14 protein-coding genes are annotated in these 19,344 nt (G+C 68.9%); 10 read left to right on the forward strand and 4 right to left on the reverse strand.

The features are described 5' to 3' along the window. Window positions 1–71: 71 nt before the first annotated feature. A complete protein-coding gene (locus AB0B66_RS18500) occupies window positions 72–212 on the reverse strand; it encodes a hypothetical protein (RefSeq protein ID WP_360530721.1) in 141 nt (46 codons plus the stop codon). Window positions 213–853: 641 nt separating this feature from the next. Here AB0B66_RS18500 and AB0B66_RS18505 point away from each other — a divergent pair. The 5 genes from AB0B66_RS18505 to AB0B66_RS18525 all read left to right on the forward strand — a co-directional run bounded on the left by AB0B66_RS18505 (window position 854) and on the right by AB0B66_RS18525 (window position 8,966). Further along, window positions 854–3,406, forward strand: a complete 2,553-nt coding sequence (locus tag AB0B66_RS18505; protein ID WP_360530724.1) for a Z1 domain-containing protein — start codon at window positions 854–856, stop codon at window positions 3,404–3,406. Beyond that, entirely contained in the window at window positions 3,403–4,389 is a 987-nt protein-coding gene (locus AB0B66_RS18510; RefSeq protein WP_360530727.1) for a PD-(D/E)XK motif protein, read from the forward strand. The genes AB0B66_RS18505 and AB0B66_RS18510 overlap by 4 nt, the downstream gene beginning before the upstream one ends. Continuing rightward, the gene (locus tag AB0B66_RS18515) at window positions 4,386–6,305 is read left to right on the forward strand and encodes a hypothetical protein (protein WP_360530730.1); all 1,920 of its coding nucleotides are present in this window, start codon (window positions 4,386–4,388) and stop codon (window positions 6,303–6,305) included. Before AB0B66_RS18510 ends, AB0B66_RS18515 begins: the two co-directional genes overlap by 4 nt. Before the next feature lie 52 nt (window positions 6,306–6,357). After that, entirely contained in the window at window positions 6,358–7,182 is an 825-nt protein-coding gene (locus AB0B66_RS18520; RefSeq protein ID WP_360530733.1) for a hypothetical protein, read from the forward strand. A 140-nt stretch (window positions 7,183–7,322) separates the two neighbouring features. Next, window positions 7,323–8,966 (forward strand): DNA cytosine methyltransferase, encoded by a 1,644-nt coding sequence (locus tag AB0B66_RS18525; protein ID WP_360530736.1) that lies wholly within the window; start codon window positions 7,323–7,325, stop codon window positions 8,964–8,966. Between the two features lie 49 nt (window positions 8,967–9,015). On the opposite strand, the gene AB0B66_RS18530 is transcribed toward AB0B66_RS18525, so the two are convergent. The 3 genes from AB0B66_RS18530 to AB0B66_RS18540 all read right to left on the reverse strand — a co-directional run bounded on the left by AB0B66_RS18530 (window position 9,016) and on the right by AB0B66_RS18540 (window position 12,403). Then, window positions 9,016–10,167, reverse strand: coding sequence for a DNA cytosine methyltransferase (locus AB0B66_RS18530; RefSeq protein ID WP_360530739.1), 1,152 nt, complete (start codon window positions 10,165–10,167; stop codon window positions 9,016–9,018). 9 nt (window positions 10,168–10,176) lie between these two features. Continuing rightward, a complete protein-coding gene (locus AB0B66_RS18535; RefSeq protein WP_360530742.1) occupies window positions 10,177–10,671 on the reverse strand; it encodes a very short patch repair endonuclease in 495 nt (164 codons plus the stop codon). 433 nt (window positions 10,672–11,104) lie between these two features. Continuing rightward, on the reverse strand, window positions 11,105–12,403 hold the full coding sequence (locus AB0B66_RS18540; protein ID WP_360530745.1) for a fibronectin type III domain-containing protein: 1,299 nt from the start codon (window positions 12,401–12,403) through the stop codon (window positions 11,105–11,107). A gap of 354 nt (window positions 12,404–12,757) precedes the next feature. Here AB0B66_RS18540 and AB0B66_RS18545 point away from each other — a divergent pair, with 354 nt between their 5' ends. The 5 genes from AB0B66_RS18545 to pntB all read left to right on the forward strand — a co-directional run bounded on the left by AB0B66_RS18545 (window position 12,758) and on the right by pntB (window position 19,307). Continuing rightward, entirely contained in the window at window positions 12,758–13,597 is an 840-nt protein-coding gene (locus AB0B66_RS18545) for a nitrilase-related carbon-nitrogen hydrolase (protein ID WP_360530748.1), read from the forward strand. A gap of 13 nt (window positions 13,598–13,610) precedes the next feature. Next, window positions 13,611–15,017: a dihydropyrimidinase gene (hydA, locus tag AB0B66_RS18550; RefSeq protein ID WP_360530751.1), complete on the forward strand. Its 1,407-nt coding sequence runs from the start codon at window positions 13,611–13,613 to the stop codon at window positions 15,015–15,017. 9 nt (window positions 15,018–15,026) lie between these two features. Continuing rightward, window positions 15,027–16,025, forward strand: coding sequence for a TIGR03842 family LLM class F420-dependent oxidoreductase (locus AB0B66_RS18555; RefSeq protein WP_360530754.1), 999 nt, complete (start codon window positions 15,027–15,029; stop codon window positions 16,023–16,025). Window positions 16,026–16,243: 218 nt separating this feature from the next. Then, entirely contained in the window at window positions 16,244–17,839 is a 1,596-nt protein-coding gene (locus AB0B66_RS18560; RefSeq protein ID WP_360530757.1) for a Re/Si-specific NAD(P)(+) transhydrogenase subunit alpha, read from the forward strand. A 4-nt stretch (window positions 17,840–17,843) separates the two neighbouring features. After that, window positions 17,844–19,307: a Re/Si-specific NAD(P)(+) transhydrogenase subunit beta gene (gene pntB, locus AB0B66_RS18565; RefSeq protein ID WP_360530760.1), complete on the forward strand. Its 1,464-nt coding sequence runs from the start codon at window positions 17,844–17,846 to the stop codon at window positions 19,305–19,307. Window positions 19,308–19,344 lie beyond the last annotated feature (37 nt).

Raw genomic sequence — 19,344 nt, forward strand, 5'->3', positions numbered from 1 at the left:
AGCGTGTCGCAAAGCGCCGGTACGCAGGGCACTGCCCGCGGGCCTGTGGCGCGGGACACGCGGTACGCAGGTCAGTTCGGTGTGGCTTCTTCCGGTGTGCTCAGCTCCGCGAGCCGCTGCAGGGTGCGCTTGAAGGCGCGGTAGTCGTCCTGCCCGACGGCTTCGGCGAGCCGCTGCTCGACGCCGGCCATCGCCTCGTCGCCCGCCCTCATCGCGGCGAGACATCGGCTACGGCGCGGAGCGTCCCGGCCCATTGTCGAACGGACATGCGATCGGACATCTAACAGCAGTACACGGCACCAACCGGTTCACTCATAATACTGGGTATTGCTGGTAAATACTGGAATGCTGTAGGGTGAGCTGGTGACGGTGACCGAGTCTCTTCGGCATCGCCAACGCTGGCTGTTGCCGCGGTGGGCGTCGGTGGTGGTGGTGCTGCTGGTCGCGGCGCTGTCGGGGCACAGGCGGACCATCTGACGTTGGCTCAACGTGGACCAGGCTTGCCGGGCGCGGCTTGCGGCGCTGGTCCTCGATCGACTGTCGTGTCTGGGGAGTCCGTGGGCTTCCCGGCGGATGGCCGGCCGATCAGACGGTGATGGTTCATCTGGAAGGGCATCGCCTGCGTGCACTGATGGGCGACTTTCGGCCCAGGGCGACCTGGGCGAAGGTGAAAGGGTCGGAGATGTCGTATCTTGCCGTGACGCGCCGTGGGATTGCTCGGCTCGGCACCTGGGTTCGGTGACGGCTGCAGGTTTCGGGTGCTTGCGGGTGTGTTTCGCGTCCGGGTGTTCCTGTCGGTTCTTGGTCGAGCTTCGGCCATGTGTTTTGCGGACTTACCAAAGGGTGGTAGATCGTGGGTCTGTACACCGTCTTCGCGGATTGGGCGAGGCGTCACGGCGTTGATTCAGCCGTGCTCAGTTTCGGGTCGTTGCCGGCGGATCAGGTCGAGAAGTTTCGCGCCCAGTTCGAGGCGGACAAAGCGAAGGTGCAGGCCGGCGGCCCGCCGATCATCACGGCGGGGTCGGACGACTGGTACAGCGGGCCCGGCGAGTCCGACCGTTACTGGCTGGCGCTCAAGAACCGTTTCGAGGGCGACGGCTGGCCGTCCGAACGGGTTTCCTCAGTCGACCATTCGTCCAGCACTGTGGTGGCTCACACACCTCGGCCGGACCGTACCCACTGGGATTCCAAAGGCCTGGTCGTCGGATACGTGCAGAGCGGTAAGACGACGAACTTCACTGCCGTCATTGCGAAACTGGCGGACGTGCAGTACCGGCTCGTCATCGTGTTGTCCGGTATCCACAACGGGCTCCGTCGTCAGACGCAGGTCCGTCTCGACCAGTACCTGAAGGATCTCAACCCCGATCGTTGGGTGACGCTCACGGAGGAGTCCCGCGACTTCGTGAAGCCGGCGCACGACGTTGCGGCTGTGCTCAGCGCGGAGAAGACGGTTCTGGCGGTCGTGAAGAAGAACGCCGCGGTGCTGGGCAAACTCATCAAGTGGCTCGACACTCCGAACGGGCGCAAGGCGCTCGAGTCGGCCGCGGTCCTGGTTGTCGACGACGAGGCTGATCAGGCCTCGGTGGCCACGGGCCGGATCAACCCCCTCATCCGCAGACTGTTGAGCCTGATGCCGCGCTCCACCTACGTCGGCTACACCGCGACGCCGTTCGCCAACGTGTTCGTGGACCCCACGCAGGACGACATGTACCCGAAGTCGTTCATCCTCAATTTGCCGCGTCCGGACGGCTACTTCGGCCCCGAGACGATCTTCGGGCGTGACTCGGTGGAGTCCGAGGCGGCCGACGAGCAGGGCCCGCCGGACGGCTACGACATGGTTCGTTACATCGCCGAGGATGACGTCCCGCTGCTGCGCCCGGGCAGCAAGGAGCCGCCGGAGGGGTTCACCCCGACGATGATCGACGAGCTTGTGACGTCGGTCCGTTGGTTCTGGCTGGCCACCGCCGCTCGCCGTGCTCGCGGTGACCACGGCCACAGCACGATGCTCATCCACACCTCGGTCAAGATCGCGGTCCACGAGAGCTATCGAGCGCCCCTGGAGGGGCTGCAGCGCAGGGCTCTGGCCGGTCTTGCCTCCGGCCGTGCCGAGATCATCGACGAGTGGCGCGAGCTGTGGGAGCTTGAGTCGTCCAGGGTGCCTGCGGAGGACTTCGACCGTAAGCAGAACTCGTTCGACGAGGTGTTGCCTCATCTGGATGAGGTCATCTCCGCCACGAGGATCGTCCTGGACAACTATCGCAGCCAGGACCGGCTCGACTATTCCGATCCGTCGGTGGTCGCCATCGCGGTGGGCGGTAACACGTTGTCGCGCGGTCTCACCCTCGAAGGGCTCGTGGTGAGCTTCTTCGTCAGAGGCGCAACGGCGTACGACACGCTGCTGCAGATGGGCCGCTGGTTCGGGTACCGGACCGGGTTCGAGGACCTGCCGAGGATCTGGATGACGCCGAGTCTGGCTGCGGCGTTTCGCCACCTGGCGACCGTCGAGTACGAGATGCGCGACGACATCGACCGTTACCAGCGGGAGAACCTGACCCCGACCCAGGTGGCGGTCAGGATCCGAACGCATCCGGCACTGCGGATCACAGCGAAAATGGGCGCCGCCCAGCCCGCGTTCATCTCCTATGCCGGTCGCCGACTGCAGACCCGATACTTCCATCGCGATGACACCGAGTGGCTGGAAGGCAACCTGCAGGCTGCGGAGAGTCTGGTTCAGGACGCGGTTCTGCGCGGTGGGCTGGAGAACGAGAACGTGGGCTCTGCCCGCCTGATCCGGGATGTTCCTGTGTCGCTGGTGAAGCAGTTCCTGTCGCGTTACCAGGTGCACGAGGACTCCCCGGACCTCGACCCGACGCTCATGGTCAAGTACATCGACCAGCAGCTGACGAGCGATCCGCCGAGTCTGGCGACCTGGTCGGTGGCCGTCGTCATCGGCGAGGGCGGTTCGGCGAAGCTCGGTGGCCTTGACGTTAACTACTCGGTCCGTTCCCGGCTGGCCGACGGTCAGCTCGAACGGGCCGACATCAAGACGCTGATGAGCAAGCAGGATCGGGCGCTGGACCTCGGAATCACGCCGGCAGAGGCCAGGGCGAAAAGCGAGAGCGAGCTCGTCGCGTTGCGCAACGCGGACCCGGTGTGCCGCGACCGTGGACTTCTGGTCCTGTATCTGATCGATCCGACCAGTGAGCCCGTGAACCAGAAGCAGGGCGCCGACGCAACGCGTACTGCGCTTGGAGCGGTGGGGCCGGTGGTCGGGATGGGCATCACCTTCCCAGGCGATGTCCGGACCAAGAGCATCCAGGCGACCCATGTCGCGGTGGACCTCACCGACGTGGAGAGCGAGAACGTCGACGAGGCCTTGGACGTCGACACCGAGGAGATGTCTTGACGGACCTGGAAGCGAGCATGCTTGATCGGGCGTGGGCGGTCCTGACGCCGCCGCGTGTGCAGGAATTCTCCTCGTTCCCGCTCGAGGTCGTGTGTGGTGGCGAGCCGTGCCGGGTGGCGCTGGACGGTACGGGTGCCCGTCACCTTCTGGTTCCCGCAGGGGAGGAGGCCGTTGCGGTCGATCCCCGCCCGGCCGTGCTCGGGCTGGCGATCCGCAAGCTCCGTTTCGAGGGTCCGCCGGTCGTGTATGTCGATGTGTCCTGCACCGAAGCGGATCTGTTCGCCGAGTTCGACGAGATCGTGACCGACGTGTTGGAGGCCGTGTCGGGCGCCCAGCGGCCCGCGTCGGCGGCGATCGGTGCCGTCACGCGGTGGCGGCGGCTGTTCCGCAGCCGTCTGGTCCGTGGTTTGTCGTACCAGGCCAAGGTGGGGCTGTTCGCCGAGCTCTCGGTTCTGTCGGCGCTTGTCGCCGCGGATGCGGGGTTCCCTGTCCAGGCGTGGCGGGGGCCGCTCAACGAGCCACACGATTTCGAGGCACCGGCCTGCTGCCTGGAGGTGAAGGGGCTGAGCGCAGGCAGCGACGGCGTTGTCATCCACGGGTTGGAGCAGCTGAACACTCATGACGGCCGCCGCTTGGAGCTGGTCATGCTGCGGGTGGTGGAGGACCCGGAGGGGCGCCGCCTGGGTGATCTTGTCGCCGACCTGCGTGATGTCGTGTCGTCACGTGTCGATCTCCGATCCCGGCTGTCGGCGGCAGGCTGGTCGGAGCAGCCCGACCGGCCCGATGTCGACACGTTCTCCATCGAAGAGGTGTTCAGGCTCGAAGTCGGGGCCGGCACGCCGCGGCTCGTTCCGTCATCGCTGGTCACCGGGTCACTTCCGTACGGCGTCGGGGACTTGGACTATCGGATCGACCTTGCGCCGCTGCTGTCGCTGACCGTGGGGGCTTCGCTGGCCGAGATAGCAGAGGAGGCCGTTCGTTGAGCGCCCGATGGTGGTCACAACCGTTCGCGCCGGAGGGTTCGGCTGCCGCCGAGGGCATCGTCAAACAGCTGGGCCGACCTTCGCTCGACCCGTTGACGGTGCTGGTTCGGGAAGCCGCGCAGAACAGCTGGGATGCACACCTCCCCGACGGCGTGGTCGACTTCGGCGTCGACGTGCGGGTGCTGGGCGACGCGGCCGACGCCTGGCGGCGGTTTTTGATGCCCGGGCCTGCGGGGGAGTCGAACGTCGAACTCGACAAGGCGCTGCGGCCCGACTCGGTCGTGTTGGTCATCTCCGATCGCAACACCGCCGGGCTCGGCGGTCCGCTGCGTGCCGGCGAACGGGCCCGTGAGGGGCAGACCCCGGATTTCGTGCAGTTTCTGCGCAATGTCGGCGAGCCGAGCGATCACAAGTTCGGCGGTGGTACCTACGGGTTCGGCAAGGCCATCTTCTACCGGCTCAGCCGGGCGGGCGCGATCCTGGTCGACACGAACACCGCCGAGGGTGGCCCGAACGGGCGGCGCCTGATGGGTGCGGCGCTGGGCCACAGTTGGTATCAGGGTGATCAGCGTTTCACCGGCCGGCACTGGTGGGGCCAGGTGGCGCCGGACGGAGTGCCGGACCCGATTCTTGGCGCCGCGGCTGATGTCGTCGCGGGTGCCCTGGGTTTGCCAGGGTTCGCTGACGGCCGTACCGGCACGGACATCGTGATCCTGGCCGCCGACCTTGGGCTGACGGGGCCGGAGTCGGATGCCCGGGAGCGCAGCCCGCACGAGGCAGCGACGTTCCTCGCATCGTCGATTCTGTGGAACCTCTGGCCGAAGATGATCAGGGATGAGCAGGGCCGTCACATGCGCTTCTGTGTGGGTGTCGACGGTTCCGCGGTCCCGGTTGCCGACCCCGGCGGCTTCGACGAACTGGCACCGTTCGTCGAGGCTATGCAGGAAGTCCGGGCGGGCAGGGCAGCGGTCTATTCGCGCACGGTTCCGCCGAGGATCGGCGGTTCGTTTGCGATGGCGCTGGGAGCCGCGGGCGGTGATGTCGGGACGCGGGCTCTGGTCGCCGCGGCCAAGCCGTTTGAGGGACCGTCGCGCCACGTCGCCCGTATGCGTGTCGCGGAGCTGGTCGTGGACTATCTGCCGGGTTCGCCGCATCCGGATTCGCGCCTGGCCTACGGAGGTGTATTCAAGGCGTCGGAGGATGCCGACGCGCTGTTCGCTTCTGCCGAGCCGCCGACGCATGACGACTGGGTGCCGAAGGGCCTGACCGGTGCGGCCCGGGGTGTTGTGCTGGGCGCGCGTGCCTTCGTGCAGAAGCAGTTGGAGGAGAAGCTCGGCCTGGGCCCTCAGTCGGGCGGTGCGGGTGGTCAGGGTTTGGGGCAGTTGTCGGTGCTGCTCGCCGGTGTGGTGCCGGCACGGATCGCCGTGCCGACCCAGGCCGGGGCCGGGTCGGACACGGACGGATCCGGGCCGGTGACCGGGGTGGGAGCGGCAACGTCGGCCGGGCCGGGCCCCGGTGTGAGCGGCGGCGGTGTGGGCGGCCCGGGTGCGGGTGGTGGTGTCACGCTGCGGCGAGGCGGCAAGCCGCGGGTCAACGGCACGCCGGTGTTGCAGGTTCATCAGGGACGTTCGTTCCTGGTCGCCCCGGTCAAGGTTCCGGGTGCCGACGTCGCGCGGGTTCTGAGGGCCGGTGTGGACGTCGTCGTGGAAGGCGGCGGCAGGGAGACCGAGGCGCCGCTGGGTGCTGCCGTGCCGCAGATCATCGAATGGCGCTCGGTTCAGGCAGGGGTCGTCGTGCAGGGTGACAGTGTCCTGGTGCCGGCTGGCGACGAGTCGGACTGGTTGGTGTACGCGACACACGTCGCAGATGCCGTGGTGCGTTTCAACGTGAGCCAGGTGTCCGCCGATGCCTACTGATGTCCGCCCCTATCTGGTACCAGGCCCCGGCACAATCGTGTGGGAGCCGTGGATGCTGCTCGAATCGTCGCAGTGGTCGCCGCTGCCGGAGGCGGTCGACGGCTGGGACCCGGGTACCGATCTTCACGTGGGCCGCCGGGTCCGGGTCGACCCCGAACGGTTCAGACAGGAAACCGGCCTCGAACTGGCCGACGTGGCCCTGGCCGTGTCTTGGACGAGCTCGACCACCCAGATGACCGAAGCCGCGCCGCCGGTGAGGTTCGATGCCGGCGGCACCGCGGTTGCCGACACGACGCTGGTCGGTGATCGGCTTTCCGGTGTGCTGTCACTGCGCAGCACGGTGAGCCTTGTCCGTCCTCCAGTGGAGCGTGCGGTGGCGGTGGCGGCCGTTCCCGGGTCGGTGCTCGCCGAGCAGGTTCAGCGGGTGGTGCTGGAGAACGTGTCGTCGATGTTCCCGGTGCACGAGATCGACTTCGCGCACACGTGGCTGTCGCCGACGGCCAGTTGGCACCTGGAGACGAGCGTGGACCTGACCGCGCCGTTCTACGGGACGTTCCGCGTGCTCATCAACAAGCGCGACAGCGAGTTGAGCTCGGCGGTGTCGCGTGGCGCCAAGGACAAGAGGCAGCAGGCGCTGCTCGACGAGTTGCAGGCGGGAGTCGCGGCGCTGCTGCTGGAACTCGCCCTGCATCTGCACGCCGAACTGGCCGAGCGCGACGATTGGCCCCTCGACAGCGTCGGGGACGTGCTGTCCCGCACCGTCGCCGCATCACCGTTGTCGATCGTCGTGCCGCCGTCGCCGGCGGAGTTGGCGACTGTCAGGACCCAGATCTCGGGCGCGGTCAGGAACCTCGGTAGGGGGCGGATCTTCCAGTGAGCGAGTTGTGGCCGCATCTTCCCTCGGTGGTTGCCACAGCGGCGTATGCCCAGCTGGCAGCCGGTGGGCTTGCGACACCGCGTGAGAGCCATCCGGCCCAGACTTGGGCTCCGGTCGGTGGCCGGGTGCCGGAGAAGCGGGTGCGGGAGCTGATCGACGCGATCACGCGGCTGGCGGAGAAGTACGAGTTCCCTGCGTCTGCCGGTCGGGAGGCACGGGTCGCCTTCGACCGAGACGCCGCGGCGATGATCCGTGAGCATCTGGATCTGTCATGGGCCGAGGCGGGCAACCGCGATCTGTGGTCGTTCCTGTCCCTGGTGGCACTTCCCCACGTCACGCTGTGGCGCTTCGGGCTGGACAACCGGGAGCGGTGGATCGCCACGGACCTGCATCGGCACACGTGGGCCCGTCTGTGGTGGCAGGCGGTGGTGTTCGCCGGGCACGAGCACGTCCTTGCCGCCCTGACCGAAAGCGATCTCAACGCGCTGCTCGAACGGCGAAGTCTCGGTGGCGATCCGCGGCTTGTCCGCGAGGTGGCACGTGCCGTCACCACGCTGGCCGCCGACACTCCCCGCAGGCCGGTGATCCGCGACGTTACGTTGCGGCTCAACCGTTACCTGGTGTTCCTCGACGTGCGGGCACTGTCCGATGAGCAGGTACGGGACCTGTGTACGGGGTTGACGACCGAGACGTTGAAACGTCTGGGCATCAATGTGCCCGCAATGCCTGCCGCAGTGGGGCCGACGGCGGTTCGGTCGTTGCCGTCGCCGCAGCCGGCAGGCGGCACTCGGGCGGTTGCCGGGGCAAGCGGACGGCTCCGCTCGCTGGAGATCTGTGCGGGTGCCGGCGGCTCCGCCCTGGGCCTGGAGCAGGCGGGCTTCGACCCAGTCATGTTGATCGACAACCGGGCGATCGCGTGCGAGACGCTGCGGATCAACCGTCCCCACTGGGACGTGCACGACATGGATCTGCTGGAGTTCGACCCTGCCGACCACCCACAGGTCCACGGCGTCGACCTACTGTCGGCGGGACTTCCGCGGGTCCAGGCCACCGCTACGGCGGGCCGCACCCGGGGAAGCGATCTCGAGTTGGCGCTACTCGAGGCCACGGTCACGTTGACGCAGCGCATCAGGCCACGAGCGCTGCTGATCGAGAACGTGCCCGATCTGGTCACCAAGCCCGAGTACGCGCCGGTTCGCGGGTTCGTGGAAGAGGAGCTGACACGTCTGGGCTTCGGCTGGAAGTGGCTCGTGATCAACGCGTCGGACTTCGGTGTGCCGCAGGACCGTAAGCATGGCGTGCTGGTGGCGCTGCAGGGTGACCTGATCGGCCGGTTCAGGCTGCACCCGGGTCCGGCCACGCCGGCGCGGACCGTCGGGTCGGTGCTCGCGGAGTCCATGGCCGCGTCGGGATGGAGACAAGCCGAGCAGTGGGCGGCTCAGGCGCAGGAACTCGCACCGACCCTGGTCGGCGGCTCGTGGGAGAGGGGAGGGCCGGACCTCGGCCCGACCGGCTCCAAGAACGCCTGGGCGAGGATCGGAGTAGACGGCGGGACCGTTGCCGATGTGGTTCCGGGACCGAACTTCGTCTGGGACGGCGAGCTGGGCCGTGCCGGGTTGGTGAAACTCACCGTCGAACAGACTGCGCTGCTACAGGCATTTCCGCCGGACTGGCGGATCGCCGGTCTCAAGACCGCCCGGTATCGGCAGATCGGTCACGCGTCGCCGCCGCCGGTCGCCAGGGCACTCGGCGAGGCGATCCGCAGCGCCCTGAACGGCGCGTAGCGATCGCGGTCCGGGTGTGGGTAGGTGGGCCCCGCACCCGGACTGTTGTCTAGAGCCCGCCGTCGGACGTAGCCGAATCGGCTGCTTTGTCCAGCAGGTAGGGCTTCAAGTGCTGGGCGATGCCTTCTGCCAGACGTGGCGGAACGGCATTGCCGATCTGCTTGGCGATTGCGGTCTTGCCGCCACACCACAGGAAATCGTCGGGGAAAGACTGCAGCTTGGCGGCTTCGAGTTGGGTGATCGGGCGGTTGACGTTGTCAGGATGCTCGCGGCCGACCCAGTGCGGGTGCAGGTACTGGCCCTTTTCGGGCTTGTAGAACTCGGTGCGGATCGTCAGCGAGGGTGCATCCCATCGCATGCGGCCCATGACGTCGGTGGTGCCGGTCTTCTTGTTCCGCCAGCATTCCGACAGGAGGTAGTCAGGCAGGTCGAACCGCCCGCCCCCCGGAGGGATGTGGTCGTAGCGCTCCAAAGAACGCTCGGTGGGATTGCGGCCGATGTGAAGATCGAGGCCCTTGAACTCGCCGGCCACCTCGCGGCCGAAGAAGGTGACGTTCGATGCAGGCAGTTCTGTGGTCGGCGGAACGGCCGGCAGGCCTTCAATGGCGTCGCGTACCGTCTGCCAGGGCTCGAGACTCAGGCTGTCGAAGGTGTCCGGCTTGGCGTGCGTACGGTCGGGCATGGGGATCTTCCCGATGCGGGAGCCGATGACGATGGCGCGCGTGCGCCGCTGCGGGACGCCGAAGTCAGCCGCCAGGAGAAGATCGTGGGTGAGTTCATACTCCTCGAGCAGGCCGCCGGGGGCGGCCTCGGCGAGCAGGAGTGCGAACTCCGACGATGACCGGAAACGGTCGACGTTTTCGATCACGAACACTTTCGGGCGGGCATGCCGGACGAAACGGATGTATTCCTTCCACAGCTTGTTGCGTGGATCGTTCACGTCGCGGCTGCCGAGGTTCGAGAATCCCTGGCAGGGCGGACCGCCGATGATCAGGTCTGCGGTGGGGATCCTCTCGTCGGGAACGTCGGCGATGTCGCCCCAGTGGGTGTGCTCTTCACCGAAGTTCGCGGCGTAGGTGGACGCGGCGCTGAAATCCCATTCGACCGACATGATCGGGCTGTAGCCCTCGACGTTCATGAACCCTCGGGTCATGCCGCCGCAACCGGCAAACAAGTCGATCATGGTGATGGGATTGGGCATGGAGACAGGTTAGGCCAACCCTGCGACGGTGTTGCGCACGCCCGACCGATCGTGACCTTGCCGATCCCTGACAGTTGCCGCGACTCGGGCGGCCGCATCGGCGACCTGCTCATGCTCCCACACGCGTACGGACAGCCAGCCGGCGGCGGCGAGCTTCGAGTCGGTGTCGGCATCCCGTGTCCGGTTGCCCTCAATCTTGGTGCGCCAGAACTCCTCGTTGTTCTTGGGCCAGGTGGCGTGCTCGGGGCATCCGTGCCAGAAGCAGCCGTCGACGAACACCGCCACCCTCGCGCGGGTGAAGATCACGTCGGCTTCTCTGCGCACACCGGGCAGTGGCCGCTGGTGTATGCGAAATCGCAGTCCAGCGCGGTGCAGTTCTCGCCGTAGGATGACCTCGACCGCGGTATTGCGGGAGCGTTGTCGGCTCATCCTTGAGCGCACTGCGTCAGAAGTCTGCAACTTCGAAACCGGCCCAGCCGTGGTGGGTGCCTGTTTCGCTGTCATCCTCAACCGCCACCGAGTCGTTATGCCAGTTACATCCGGATGCTGTCGCCCTGGCGGGGCGTACAACGAATGCTACCTTGAGCGAGACCCATGATCGACCCTCGTAAGTTGCCTTCGACCTGAAGTGCACCGGATGGGTGCGTCTTCGGTCGTGCGGTCAAGATGGCGACCGCTGTTCGGTGCGGGATCACCGGTGGCGGTCTCGTGGCGGCGGGGCGCGATCTGGCCATCGGCTCGCCATCGGTCGAGCTGTTCGGTCAAAGGCTGGGTCAGCAGGCTGTCGTAGAGCCCGAGGACGGGGAGTCTGCCACCACGAGATCGTAGAGAGGCGTGGCGGGGGTAGGCGCCGGCCGGCCGAGGTCCTCCGACCGAGCGAAGTCCCCTGGCCGTCATGGTGAACCAGCCGCCGGCCAGGCCGATGCGAGGTCGACCCTCAGACCCCGCCTTCCGGTTCCACGGGCGGTTCCGTGGTCGGTGACGGGTTCTCCGGCGACGGCGGCGGCGAAGGCTCGACCGGCGACAGCGTGGGTTCGGCGGTCGTCTCCGTCGGGGACGGCGTCGGCGCATCGGTCGGCACCGGCGGCGCTGTGGTCGGCGACGGCGGCGGGGCAGAAGGTGACGGGGACGCGGTCATCGCCGTGATCTGGTTGCTCGGCGCGGACGGCAGCCCGGCCCCGTTGACCGCGATGATCGTGAACCGGTACGTCGTCCCGGGCGCGAGCCCGGTGACGGTGACACTCGTCGAACGGGTCCAGCCGATCGACTGCCCGTCCCGGACGACGCGGTAGTACGCGACCCCACCGGACCCGCCGTTGACCGGCGCGGACCACGACAGCCAGATGTTGTGCTCGTCGGCGGCGACCGCGATCAGGCGGGTCGGTGCGGACGGCGCGACCGGCCGGGCCGGGGAGGGTGCGCCGGGCTTGGTGGTCGAGGGCGTCGGCGGGGTCCAGCTGGGCGCCGGAGTCGGCTCCGTGGTGATCATCGGAGACGGCTGCGGGCTCGCCGACGGCGGTGCGGTCGGCAGGGTGACCGGCTGGCCGCTGTCGCCGGCCATCATGCCCGCCGACAGCATCGGGGACGGCAGCCCCTGCGGCGTCGCCGATGCCGGGTCGTCGCCGGTGGGCCGGATGACGAAGACCAGCATGACGGTGACCGTGGCCAGGACGGCGACGGCGATCGCGACCAGCACACGCCGGTCGGGGCCGGGCCGGGCGGGGCGGTCCGCGGCGGCGTACGCCGTGGGGGTGGCGGGTTCGGTGGCGAAGGCGTGCCGGGGTGTGCCGGGCTGGGCCGGGGTGGTCGGTGGCACGGCCGGCAGGGAGTTGTCGGTGGTGGACGGATCGGGCAGCGCGGCGGCGGCGGCCGCGTAGCCGGGCACCGCGTCGACGGCGGCGCGGGCGGCCAGCCAGTAGGAGGTGGCGAGCTCCAGGTGGATCTTCAGTTTCTGGATGCCGCTGAAGCCGACGACGGTGGGCAGGACGACCTGCTCCCAGGCGTCTACGGGCAGGTCCAGTCCGTACTGCAGCGCGTTCCAGGTCTCGGCGAACTCCGGCGCGCCGAGCTGCATCGCGTCGATGCGGTAGTCGTGCACGGCGGCGTCGAACTGGTCGAGCAGCTGCTGGTGCACCTTGGCGACGGGGCGGCCGGCGGTGATGTCGGTGAGCAGCTGCCCTAACTGGACGACCAGTTTGCGCGCGTTCGCTGCCTGCCCGGGATCTGGCTGTGCCACCGGTCTCTCCCCTGCTCGGTGCCGCGGCACGGTGAGGCCCGGCCGGAAACAGCGCTGAGCCGGTCAGGGGCCCGCGGCACCAACATAGGTGACGATTCATCGGAAAGGAAATCTTCGTGTCGCGAACGAACCTCATGACCCAGCAGTTGGCGGCGAACGGTTTGTAGGACAGTACAAACGGCTTAGGGGCGGGGCGGGGCGATGTCGGACCATGCGCCAATTCCTCCGCGGCGGCCGTGCCGGTTGACTCCAACCATGCCGACCTCGTCGTCCGCATCCGGCGCCGCGCGACGGGCCTGGTGGTGTTGAGCCCCGCGGGCACCGGCGAACCGCTAGCAGGACGGAGATCGCACCATGTCAGACGTCATTCGCGCCGCGCTGGTCCAGACGACCTGGACGGGTGACAAGGAATCGATGATCAAGGCGCATGAGGAGTATGCGCGGCAGGCCGCCGCACAGGGCGCGAAGGTGATCTGTTTCCAGGAGCTGTTCTACGGGCCGTATTTCTGCCAGGTGCAGGACGCGCAGTACTACTCCTACGCCGAGTCGATTCCGGGTCCGACGACGGAGCGGTTCCAGGCCCTTGCCAGGGAGCTGGGCATGGTGATGGTGCTGCCGATGTACGAGCAGGAGCAGCCGGGTGTCCTGTACAACACGGCGGCGGTGGTCGACGCGGACGGGAGCTACCTGGGCAAGTACCGCAAGACCCACATCCCGCAGGTGAAGGGGTTCTGGGAGAAGTTCTACTTCCGGCCGGGCAACCTCGGCTATCCCGTGTTCGACACCGCGGTCGGCAAGGTCGGGGTGTACATCTGCTACGACCGGCACTTCCCGGAGGGCTGGCGGGCGCTGGGGCTCAACGGGGCGCAGATCGTGTTCAACCCGTCGGCGACCAGCCGGGGGCTGTCGTCGTACCTGTGGCAGCTGGAGCAGCCCGCGTCGGCGGTGGCCAACGAGTACTTCATCGGGGCGATCAACCGGGTCGGTATCGAGGACCTCGGCGACGACGACTTCTACGGCACCTCGTACTTCGTCGACCCCGAGGGCAAGTTCGTCGGCGAGCCTGCGGACGCGTTCCAGCCGGAGCTGGTCGTCCGGGACCTGGACCTGGGTCTGCTGGACACGGTGCGCGACCGGTGGCAGTTCTACCGGGACCGCCGGCCCGACGCCTACGGCCCGCTGACCCAGGCGTGAGAGCGGAGACCCCATGGCCATCCTCATCACCGGCGGCACCGTCGTCACGCCCTCCGGCCGCCACGCCGCCGACGTGCTCGTCGACGGCGAGACGATCGCCGCCCTGTTCGCCCCCGGCCTCGCGCCGGTCGTCGCGGACGCCGAGATCATCGACGCGACCGGCAAATACGTCATCCCAGGCGGCGTGGACGCGCACACCCACATGGAGCTGCCCTTCGGCGGCACGTTCGCGTCGGACACGTTCGAGTCGGGCACCCGTGCGGCGGCCTTCGGCGGCACGACCACGATCGTCGACTTCGCGGTACAGCGTTCCGGCGAGAACGTGCACGAAGGCCTCGCCGCCTGGCACGCGAAGGCCGACGGCAACTGCCACATCGACTACGGCTTCCACATGATCATCGGTGGGGTCGACGACGAGTCGTTGAAAGCGATGGACTCCCTCGTCGACGCCGAGGGCATCAGCAGCTTCAAACTGTTCATGGCCTACCCCGGCGTGTTCTACAGCGACGACGGCCAGATCCTGCGCGCCATGCAGAAAGCCCGCGACAACGGCTCCATGATCATGATGCACGCCGAGAACGGCATCGCCATCGACGTCCTCATCGGCCAAGCCCTCGCCCGCGGCGAAACCGACCCCATCAACCACGGCCTCACCCGCCCCGCCGAACTCGAAGCCGAAGCCACCCGCCGCGCCATCTCCCTGGCCCAGGTCGCCGGCGACACCCCCCTCTACATCGTGCACCTGTCCGCGTCCCAGGCCCTCGAAGCCGTCGCCGCAGCCCGCGACACCGGCCGCAACGTCTTCGCCGAGACCTGCCCCCAATACCTCTACCTCACCCTCGAAGACCAACTCGGCGCACCAGGCTTCGAAGGCGCCAAGTGGGTCTGCTCCACGCCGTTGCGTTCCAGGCAGGAGAGCCACCAGCGGGACCTGTGGCGCGGGCTGCGCAGCAACGACCTCGCCATCGTGTCGACGGACCACTGCCCGTTCTGCTTCAAGGACCAGAAGGAACTCGGCCTCGGCGACTTCTCGAAGATCCCCAACGGCATCGGCGGCGTAGAGCACCGCGTGGACCTGCTCTACCAGGGCGTCGTCGACGGCAAGCTGTCGCTGGAGCGCTGGGTGGAGACCATCGCGACCACCCCGGCCCGCATGTTCGGCCTGTACCCGCGCAAGGGCGCGATCGCGCCGGGCTCCGACGCAGACATCGTCGTCTACGACCCGAACGGCCGCACCCGCATCAGCGTCGAGACGCACCACATGAACATGGACCACTCCGCCTACGAGGGCTACGAGATCGCCGGCAAGGTCGACACGGTGATCTCCCGGGGCAGCGTGCTGGTGTCCGGCGGGCAGTACCACGGCCGCAAGGGCCACGGCCGCTACCTGCCCCGCGGCCTGTCGAGCTACCTGGTCTAGGAGGGCGTCATGGACATCGGAGTCGTGTTCCAGCTCGACCCGCCCGCCCGGCGCGTCGTCGAGCTGGCCCAGCAGGCCGAGGCCGCCGGGTTCAGCCACGTGTGGTCGTTCGACTCGCACCTGCTCTGGCAGGAGCCGTACGTCGTCTACAGCGCGATCCTGGCCGCCACCGAACGGGTGGTCGTCGGGCCGATGGTCACCAACCCGGGCACCCGCGACGTCACCGTCACCGCCAGCACCTTCGCCACCCTCAACGAGATGTACGGCAACCGCACCGTCTGCGGCATCGGCCGCGGCGACTCCGCCCGGCGCACCCTCGGCCTGCCCCCGATGAACCTGGCCGAGCTGCGCGAGTCGGTGCACGTGATCCGCGAGCTCGGCAACGGGCGGGAGATCACCCATCGGGGGTCGGCGCTGCGCTTCCCGTGGGTCACGGACTCGCGGCTGGAGGTGTGGGTCGCCGCGTACGGCCCGAAGGCGCTGAAGCTGACCGGCGAGGTCGCCGACGGCTTCATCCTGCAACTGGCCGACCTCGACATCGCCGCCTGGATGATCAAGGCGGTGCGCGACGCGGCGGAACGCGCCGGGCGGGACCCGATGGCGGTGAAGTTCTGCGTGGCCGCCCCGGCGTACGTCGGCGACGACCTGCCCTACCAGCGGGCGCAGACGCGCTGGTTCGGCGGCATGGTCGGCAACCACATCGCCGACATCGTGGCCCGCTACGGCGACACCGGCGCGGTGCCGCAGGCGCTGACCGACTACATCAAGGGCCGCAGGGGCTACGACTACGCCGAGCACGGGCGGGCCGGCAACAGCCACGCCGACTTCGTGCCCGACGAGATCGTGGACCGGTTCTGCGTGCTCGGCCCCGTGCAGGCGCACATCGAGAAACTGTCTCGGCTCAAGGAGCTGGGCGTGGACCAGTTCGCGGTCTACCTGCAGCACGACGCCAAGGAGGAGACCCTGCGCGCGTACGGCGAACACGTCATCCCGGCGCTGCGCACCTGACGGCCACCCGGAGCGCGGGCGCGGCACCCTCTCCCCGGGGTCGCCGCGCCCGCGCGGCTGTGGAGTTGGTAACTCGGGGCGCGTATCGACGCTCGCCGTGCGGGGTGCCCGCCAAGTGTGGCTTCGATTACTCGGCGCGTTCATTGACGACCGCTGTGTCGTGGCCACACCATGCTTGTCAAGCTCGATTGATCTAGTCAGCGTCGACAGGAGTCGTGGTGGGACAGCAGCATGACCTGGGGGAGCCGGGCGGGCTCCCGGGTGCGGGGGATGGTCCGGTCACGACGCAGCGACTGGGTGTCGCCGCCGAGTCGGCCGCGGCGGAGACCCGGGTGGCGGTGACGCCGACGGTGGTGCGGCAGCTCGTCGAACTCGGCTACGAGGTCGAGGTCGAGTCCGGGGCGGGCCAGAGGTCGAGCTTCTCCGACGACGCGTACGAGGCGGCGGGCGCGAAGATCTGCAGCCGCGACGACTGCTGGCAGGCCGACGTCGTGCTCAAGGTGAACGCGCCGTCCCCGGCCGAGGTCGAGGCGCTGCGCGCGGGAACGACGCTGATCAGCCTGATCGGACCGGCCACCAACCCCGAACTGGTCGCCGCGCTGGCCGGCCGCGGGGTGAGCGTGCTGGCGATGGACGCGGTGCCGCGCATCTCCCGCGCCCAGTCGATGGACGTGCTCAGCTCGATGGCGAACATCGCCGGCTACCGGGCCGTGGTCGAGGCGGCGCACACGTTCGGGCGTTTCTTCGCCGGGCAGGTCACCGCCGCGGGCAAGGTCCCGCCGGCCAGGGTGCTGGTCGCCGGGGCGGGTGTGGCCGGACTGGCCGCGATCGGCGCGGCGAAGAGCCTGGGCGCGATCGTGCGGGCCACCGACCCGCGGCCGGAGGTCGCCGAGCAGGTGCGCTCGATGGGCGGAGAGTTCCTCGCCGTGGCGGCCGAGCAGCAAGGCGGCGGCGACGGGTACGCCAAGCAGACCTCGGCCGACTACGACCGCCGCGCCGCCGAGCTGTACGCCGACCAGGCCGCCGAGGTCGACATCGTCATCACGACGGCGCTGATCCCGGGCCGCCCCGCGCCCCGGCTGCTGAGCGCCGAGCACGTGGCGAGCATGCGCCCCGGCAGCGTCATCGTCGACATGGGCGCGGCGCAGGGCGGCAACGTCGAGGGCACGGTCCCCGGCGAGCTGGTCGTGACCGACAACGGCGTGTCCATCATCGGGTACACCGACCTGCCCGCGCGGCTGCCCGCGCAGGCCTCGCAGCTGTACGCGACGAACCTGCTCAACCTGATGAAGCTGCTCACCCCGGGCCGCGACGGCCGGTTGGTCCTCGACTTCGACGACGTCGTGCAGCGTTCGATGACGGTGGCCCGCGACGGTGCGGTGACCTGGCCCCCGCCGCCGGTGCAGGTGTCGGCCGCCCCGCAGGCCGCCGCGCCCGCTCCGGTCGCCGCCCCGGTGAAGAAGGCCTCGCCAGGGCGGATGTTCACCTACGTCGGCCTCGGCGCGGCCGCGCTGTTCGGGCTGACCGCGTTCGCGCCGAAGGAGTTCGTCGGCAACTTCACCGTGTTCGCGCTGGCCGTCGTCATCGGCTACTACGTCGTCGGCAAGGTGCACCACGCGCTGCACACGCCGCTGATGTCGGTCACCAACGCGATCTCCGGGATCATCGTGGTCGGCGCGCTGCTGCAGATCGGCCACGGCACCAGCCTCGCCGTGACCGTGCTCGCCGCGGCGGCGATCCTGCTGGCCACCGTCAACATCATCGGCGGATTCGCCGTCACCCGGCGCATGCTCGGCATGTTCTCGAAGGGCTGATCCCATGACCGCCATCACCGCAGTGCAGGCCGCGTACATCGTCGCGGCGCTGCTGTTCGTCCTGAGCCTGGCCGGGCTGTCCAAGCACGAGACGGCCCGCGCCGGTGTCGTGTACGGCATCGCCGGCATGACCGTCGCGCTCGGCGCGACCATCACCCTGGCCGTCCGCGACATCACCGCCGCGGCCGCCGCGCTGCTCGTGCTCGCCATGCTGGTCGGCGGCGGTATCGGGCTGTGGCGCGCCCGGGTGGTGCAGATGACCGGGATGCCCGAGCTGATCGCGGTGCTGCACAGCCTTGTCGGGCTGGCCGCCGTGCTCGTCGGCTGGAACGGCTACCTGGAGGTCGAACACGCCACCCCGGCCGGGCTGACCGGCGCGCTGCTGCACATCCACCACGCCGAGGTGTTCGTCGGCGTCTTCATCGGCGCGGTCACCTTCACCGGCTCGATCGTGGCGTACCTGAAGCTGTCGGCGCGCATCGCGTCCCGGCCGCTGATGCTGCCGGGACGGCACGTGCTGAACCTCGGCGCGCTGGTCGCGTTCGTGGCGCTGACCGTGTGGTTCGTCGTCACGCCGCAGCTCGGGCTGCTGGTCGCGGTGACCGTGATCGCGCTCGCGCTCGGCTGGCACCTGGTCGCCTCCATCGGCGGCGGCGACATGCCGGTGGTGGTGTCGATGCTGAACAGCTACTCCGGCTGGGCGGCCGCGGCGTCGGGTTTCCTGCTCGACAACGACCTGCTGATCGTCACCGGCGCGCTGGTCGGCTCGTCGGGCGCGTACCTGTCGTACATCATGTGCCAGGCGATGAACCGCTCGTTCGTGTCGGTCATCGCGGGCGGCTTCGGCACCGAGCAGGTCGCCGCGTCGGACGCCGACCTCGGCGAGCACCGGGAGACCTCGGCCGCCGACGTCGCGGCGCTGCTGCGCGACGCCACCTCGGTGATCATCACGCCGGGGTACGGCATGGCCGTGGCGCAGGCCCAGGGGCCGGTCGCGGAGCTGACGCGGCGGCTGCGGGCGCGGGGCGTGCAGGTGCGCTTCGGCATCCACCCGGTGGCCGGGCGGCTGCCGGGGCACATGAACGTGCTGCTCGCCGAGGCGGACGTGCCGTACGACATCGTGCTGGAGATGGACGAGATCAACGACGACTTCGCGGGCACGTCCGTGGTCCTGGTGATCGGGGCCAACGACACCGTCAACCCGGCCGCGGCCGACCCGGGCAGCCCGATCGCGGGCATGCCGGTGCTGCACGTGTGGGAGGCCGAGCACGTGATCGTGTTCAAGCGGTCCATGGCGGCGGGTTACGCCGGGGTGCAGAACCCGCTGTTCTTCCGCGACAACACCCGGATGCTGTTCGGCGACGCCAAGGCACGCGTCGAGGACATCGTCGGTGCGCTCGGCCCGGTGGTCGGCGCGCAGCGCGAGGCCGCCGACACCGGCCGGGTGCCGGTCGGGGCGGGCCGCTAGGACTTCCCGCTTCACGGTCTGCGTCCGCCGCCTTCGC

The organism is Catellatospora sp. NPDC049111, from assembly GCF_040648615.1.
GTDB classification, from domain to species: domain Bacteria; phylum Actinomycetota; class Actinomycetes; order Mycobacteriales; family Micromonosporaceae; genus Catellatospora; species Catellatospora aurea.

Excerpts from the sequence above, each read along its gene's own strand:
- AB0B66_RS18545 (WP_360530748.1), top strand. The coding sequence starts at position 12,758 with ATGTCAGACGTCATTCGCGCCGCGCTGGTCCAGACGACCTGGACGGGT.
- AB0B66_RS18500 (WP_360530721.1), bottom strand. The coding sequence starts at position 212 with ATGAGGGCGGGCGACGAGGCGATGGCCGGCGTCGAGCAGCGGCTCGCC.
- AB0B66_RS18555 (WP_360530754.1), top strand. The coding sequence starts at position 15,027 with ATGGACATCGGAGTCGTGTTCCAGCTCGACCCGCCCGCCCGGCGCGTC.
- pntB (WP_360530760.1), top strand. The coding sequence starts at position 17,844 with ATGACCGCCATCACCGCAGTGCAGGCCGCGTACATCGTCGCGGCGCTG.
- AB0B66_RS18535 (WP_360530742.1), bottom strand. The coding sequence starts at position 10,671 with ATGACAGCGAAACAGGCACCCACCACGGCTGGGCCGGTTTCGAAGTTG.
- AB0B66_RS18520 (WP_360530733.1), top strand. The coding sequence starts at position 6,358 with ATGCTGCTCGAATCGTCGCAGTGGTCGCCGCTGCCGGAGGCGGTCGAC.
- hydA (WP_360530751.1), top strand. The coding sequence starts at position 13,611 with ATGGCCATCCTCATCACCGGCGGCACCGTCGTCACGCCCTCCGGCCGC.
- AB0B66_RS18530 (WP_360530739.1), bottom strand. The coding sequence starts at position 10,167 with ATGCCCAATCCCATCACCATGATCGACTTGTTTGCCGGTTGCGGCGGC.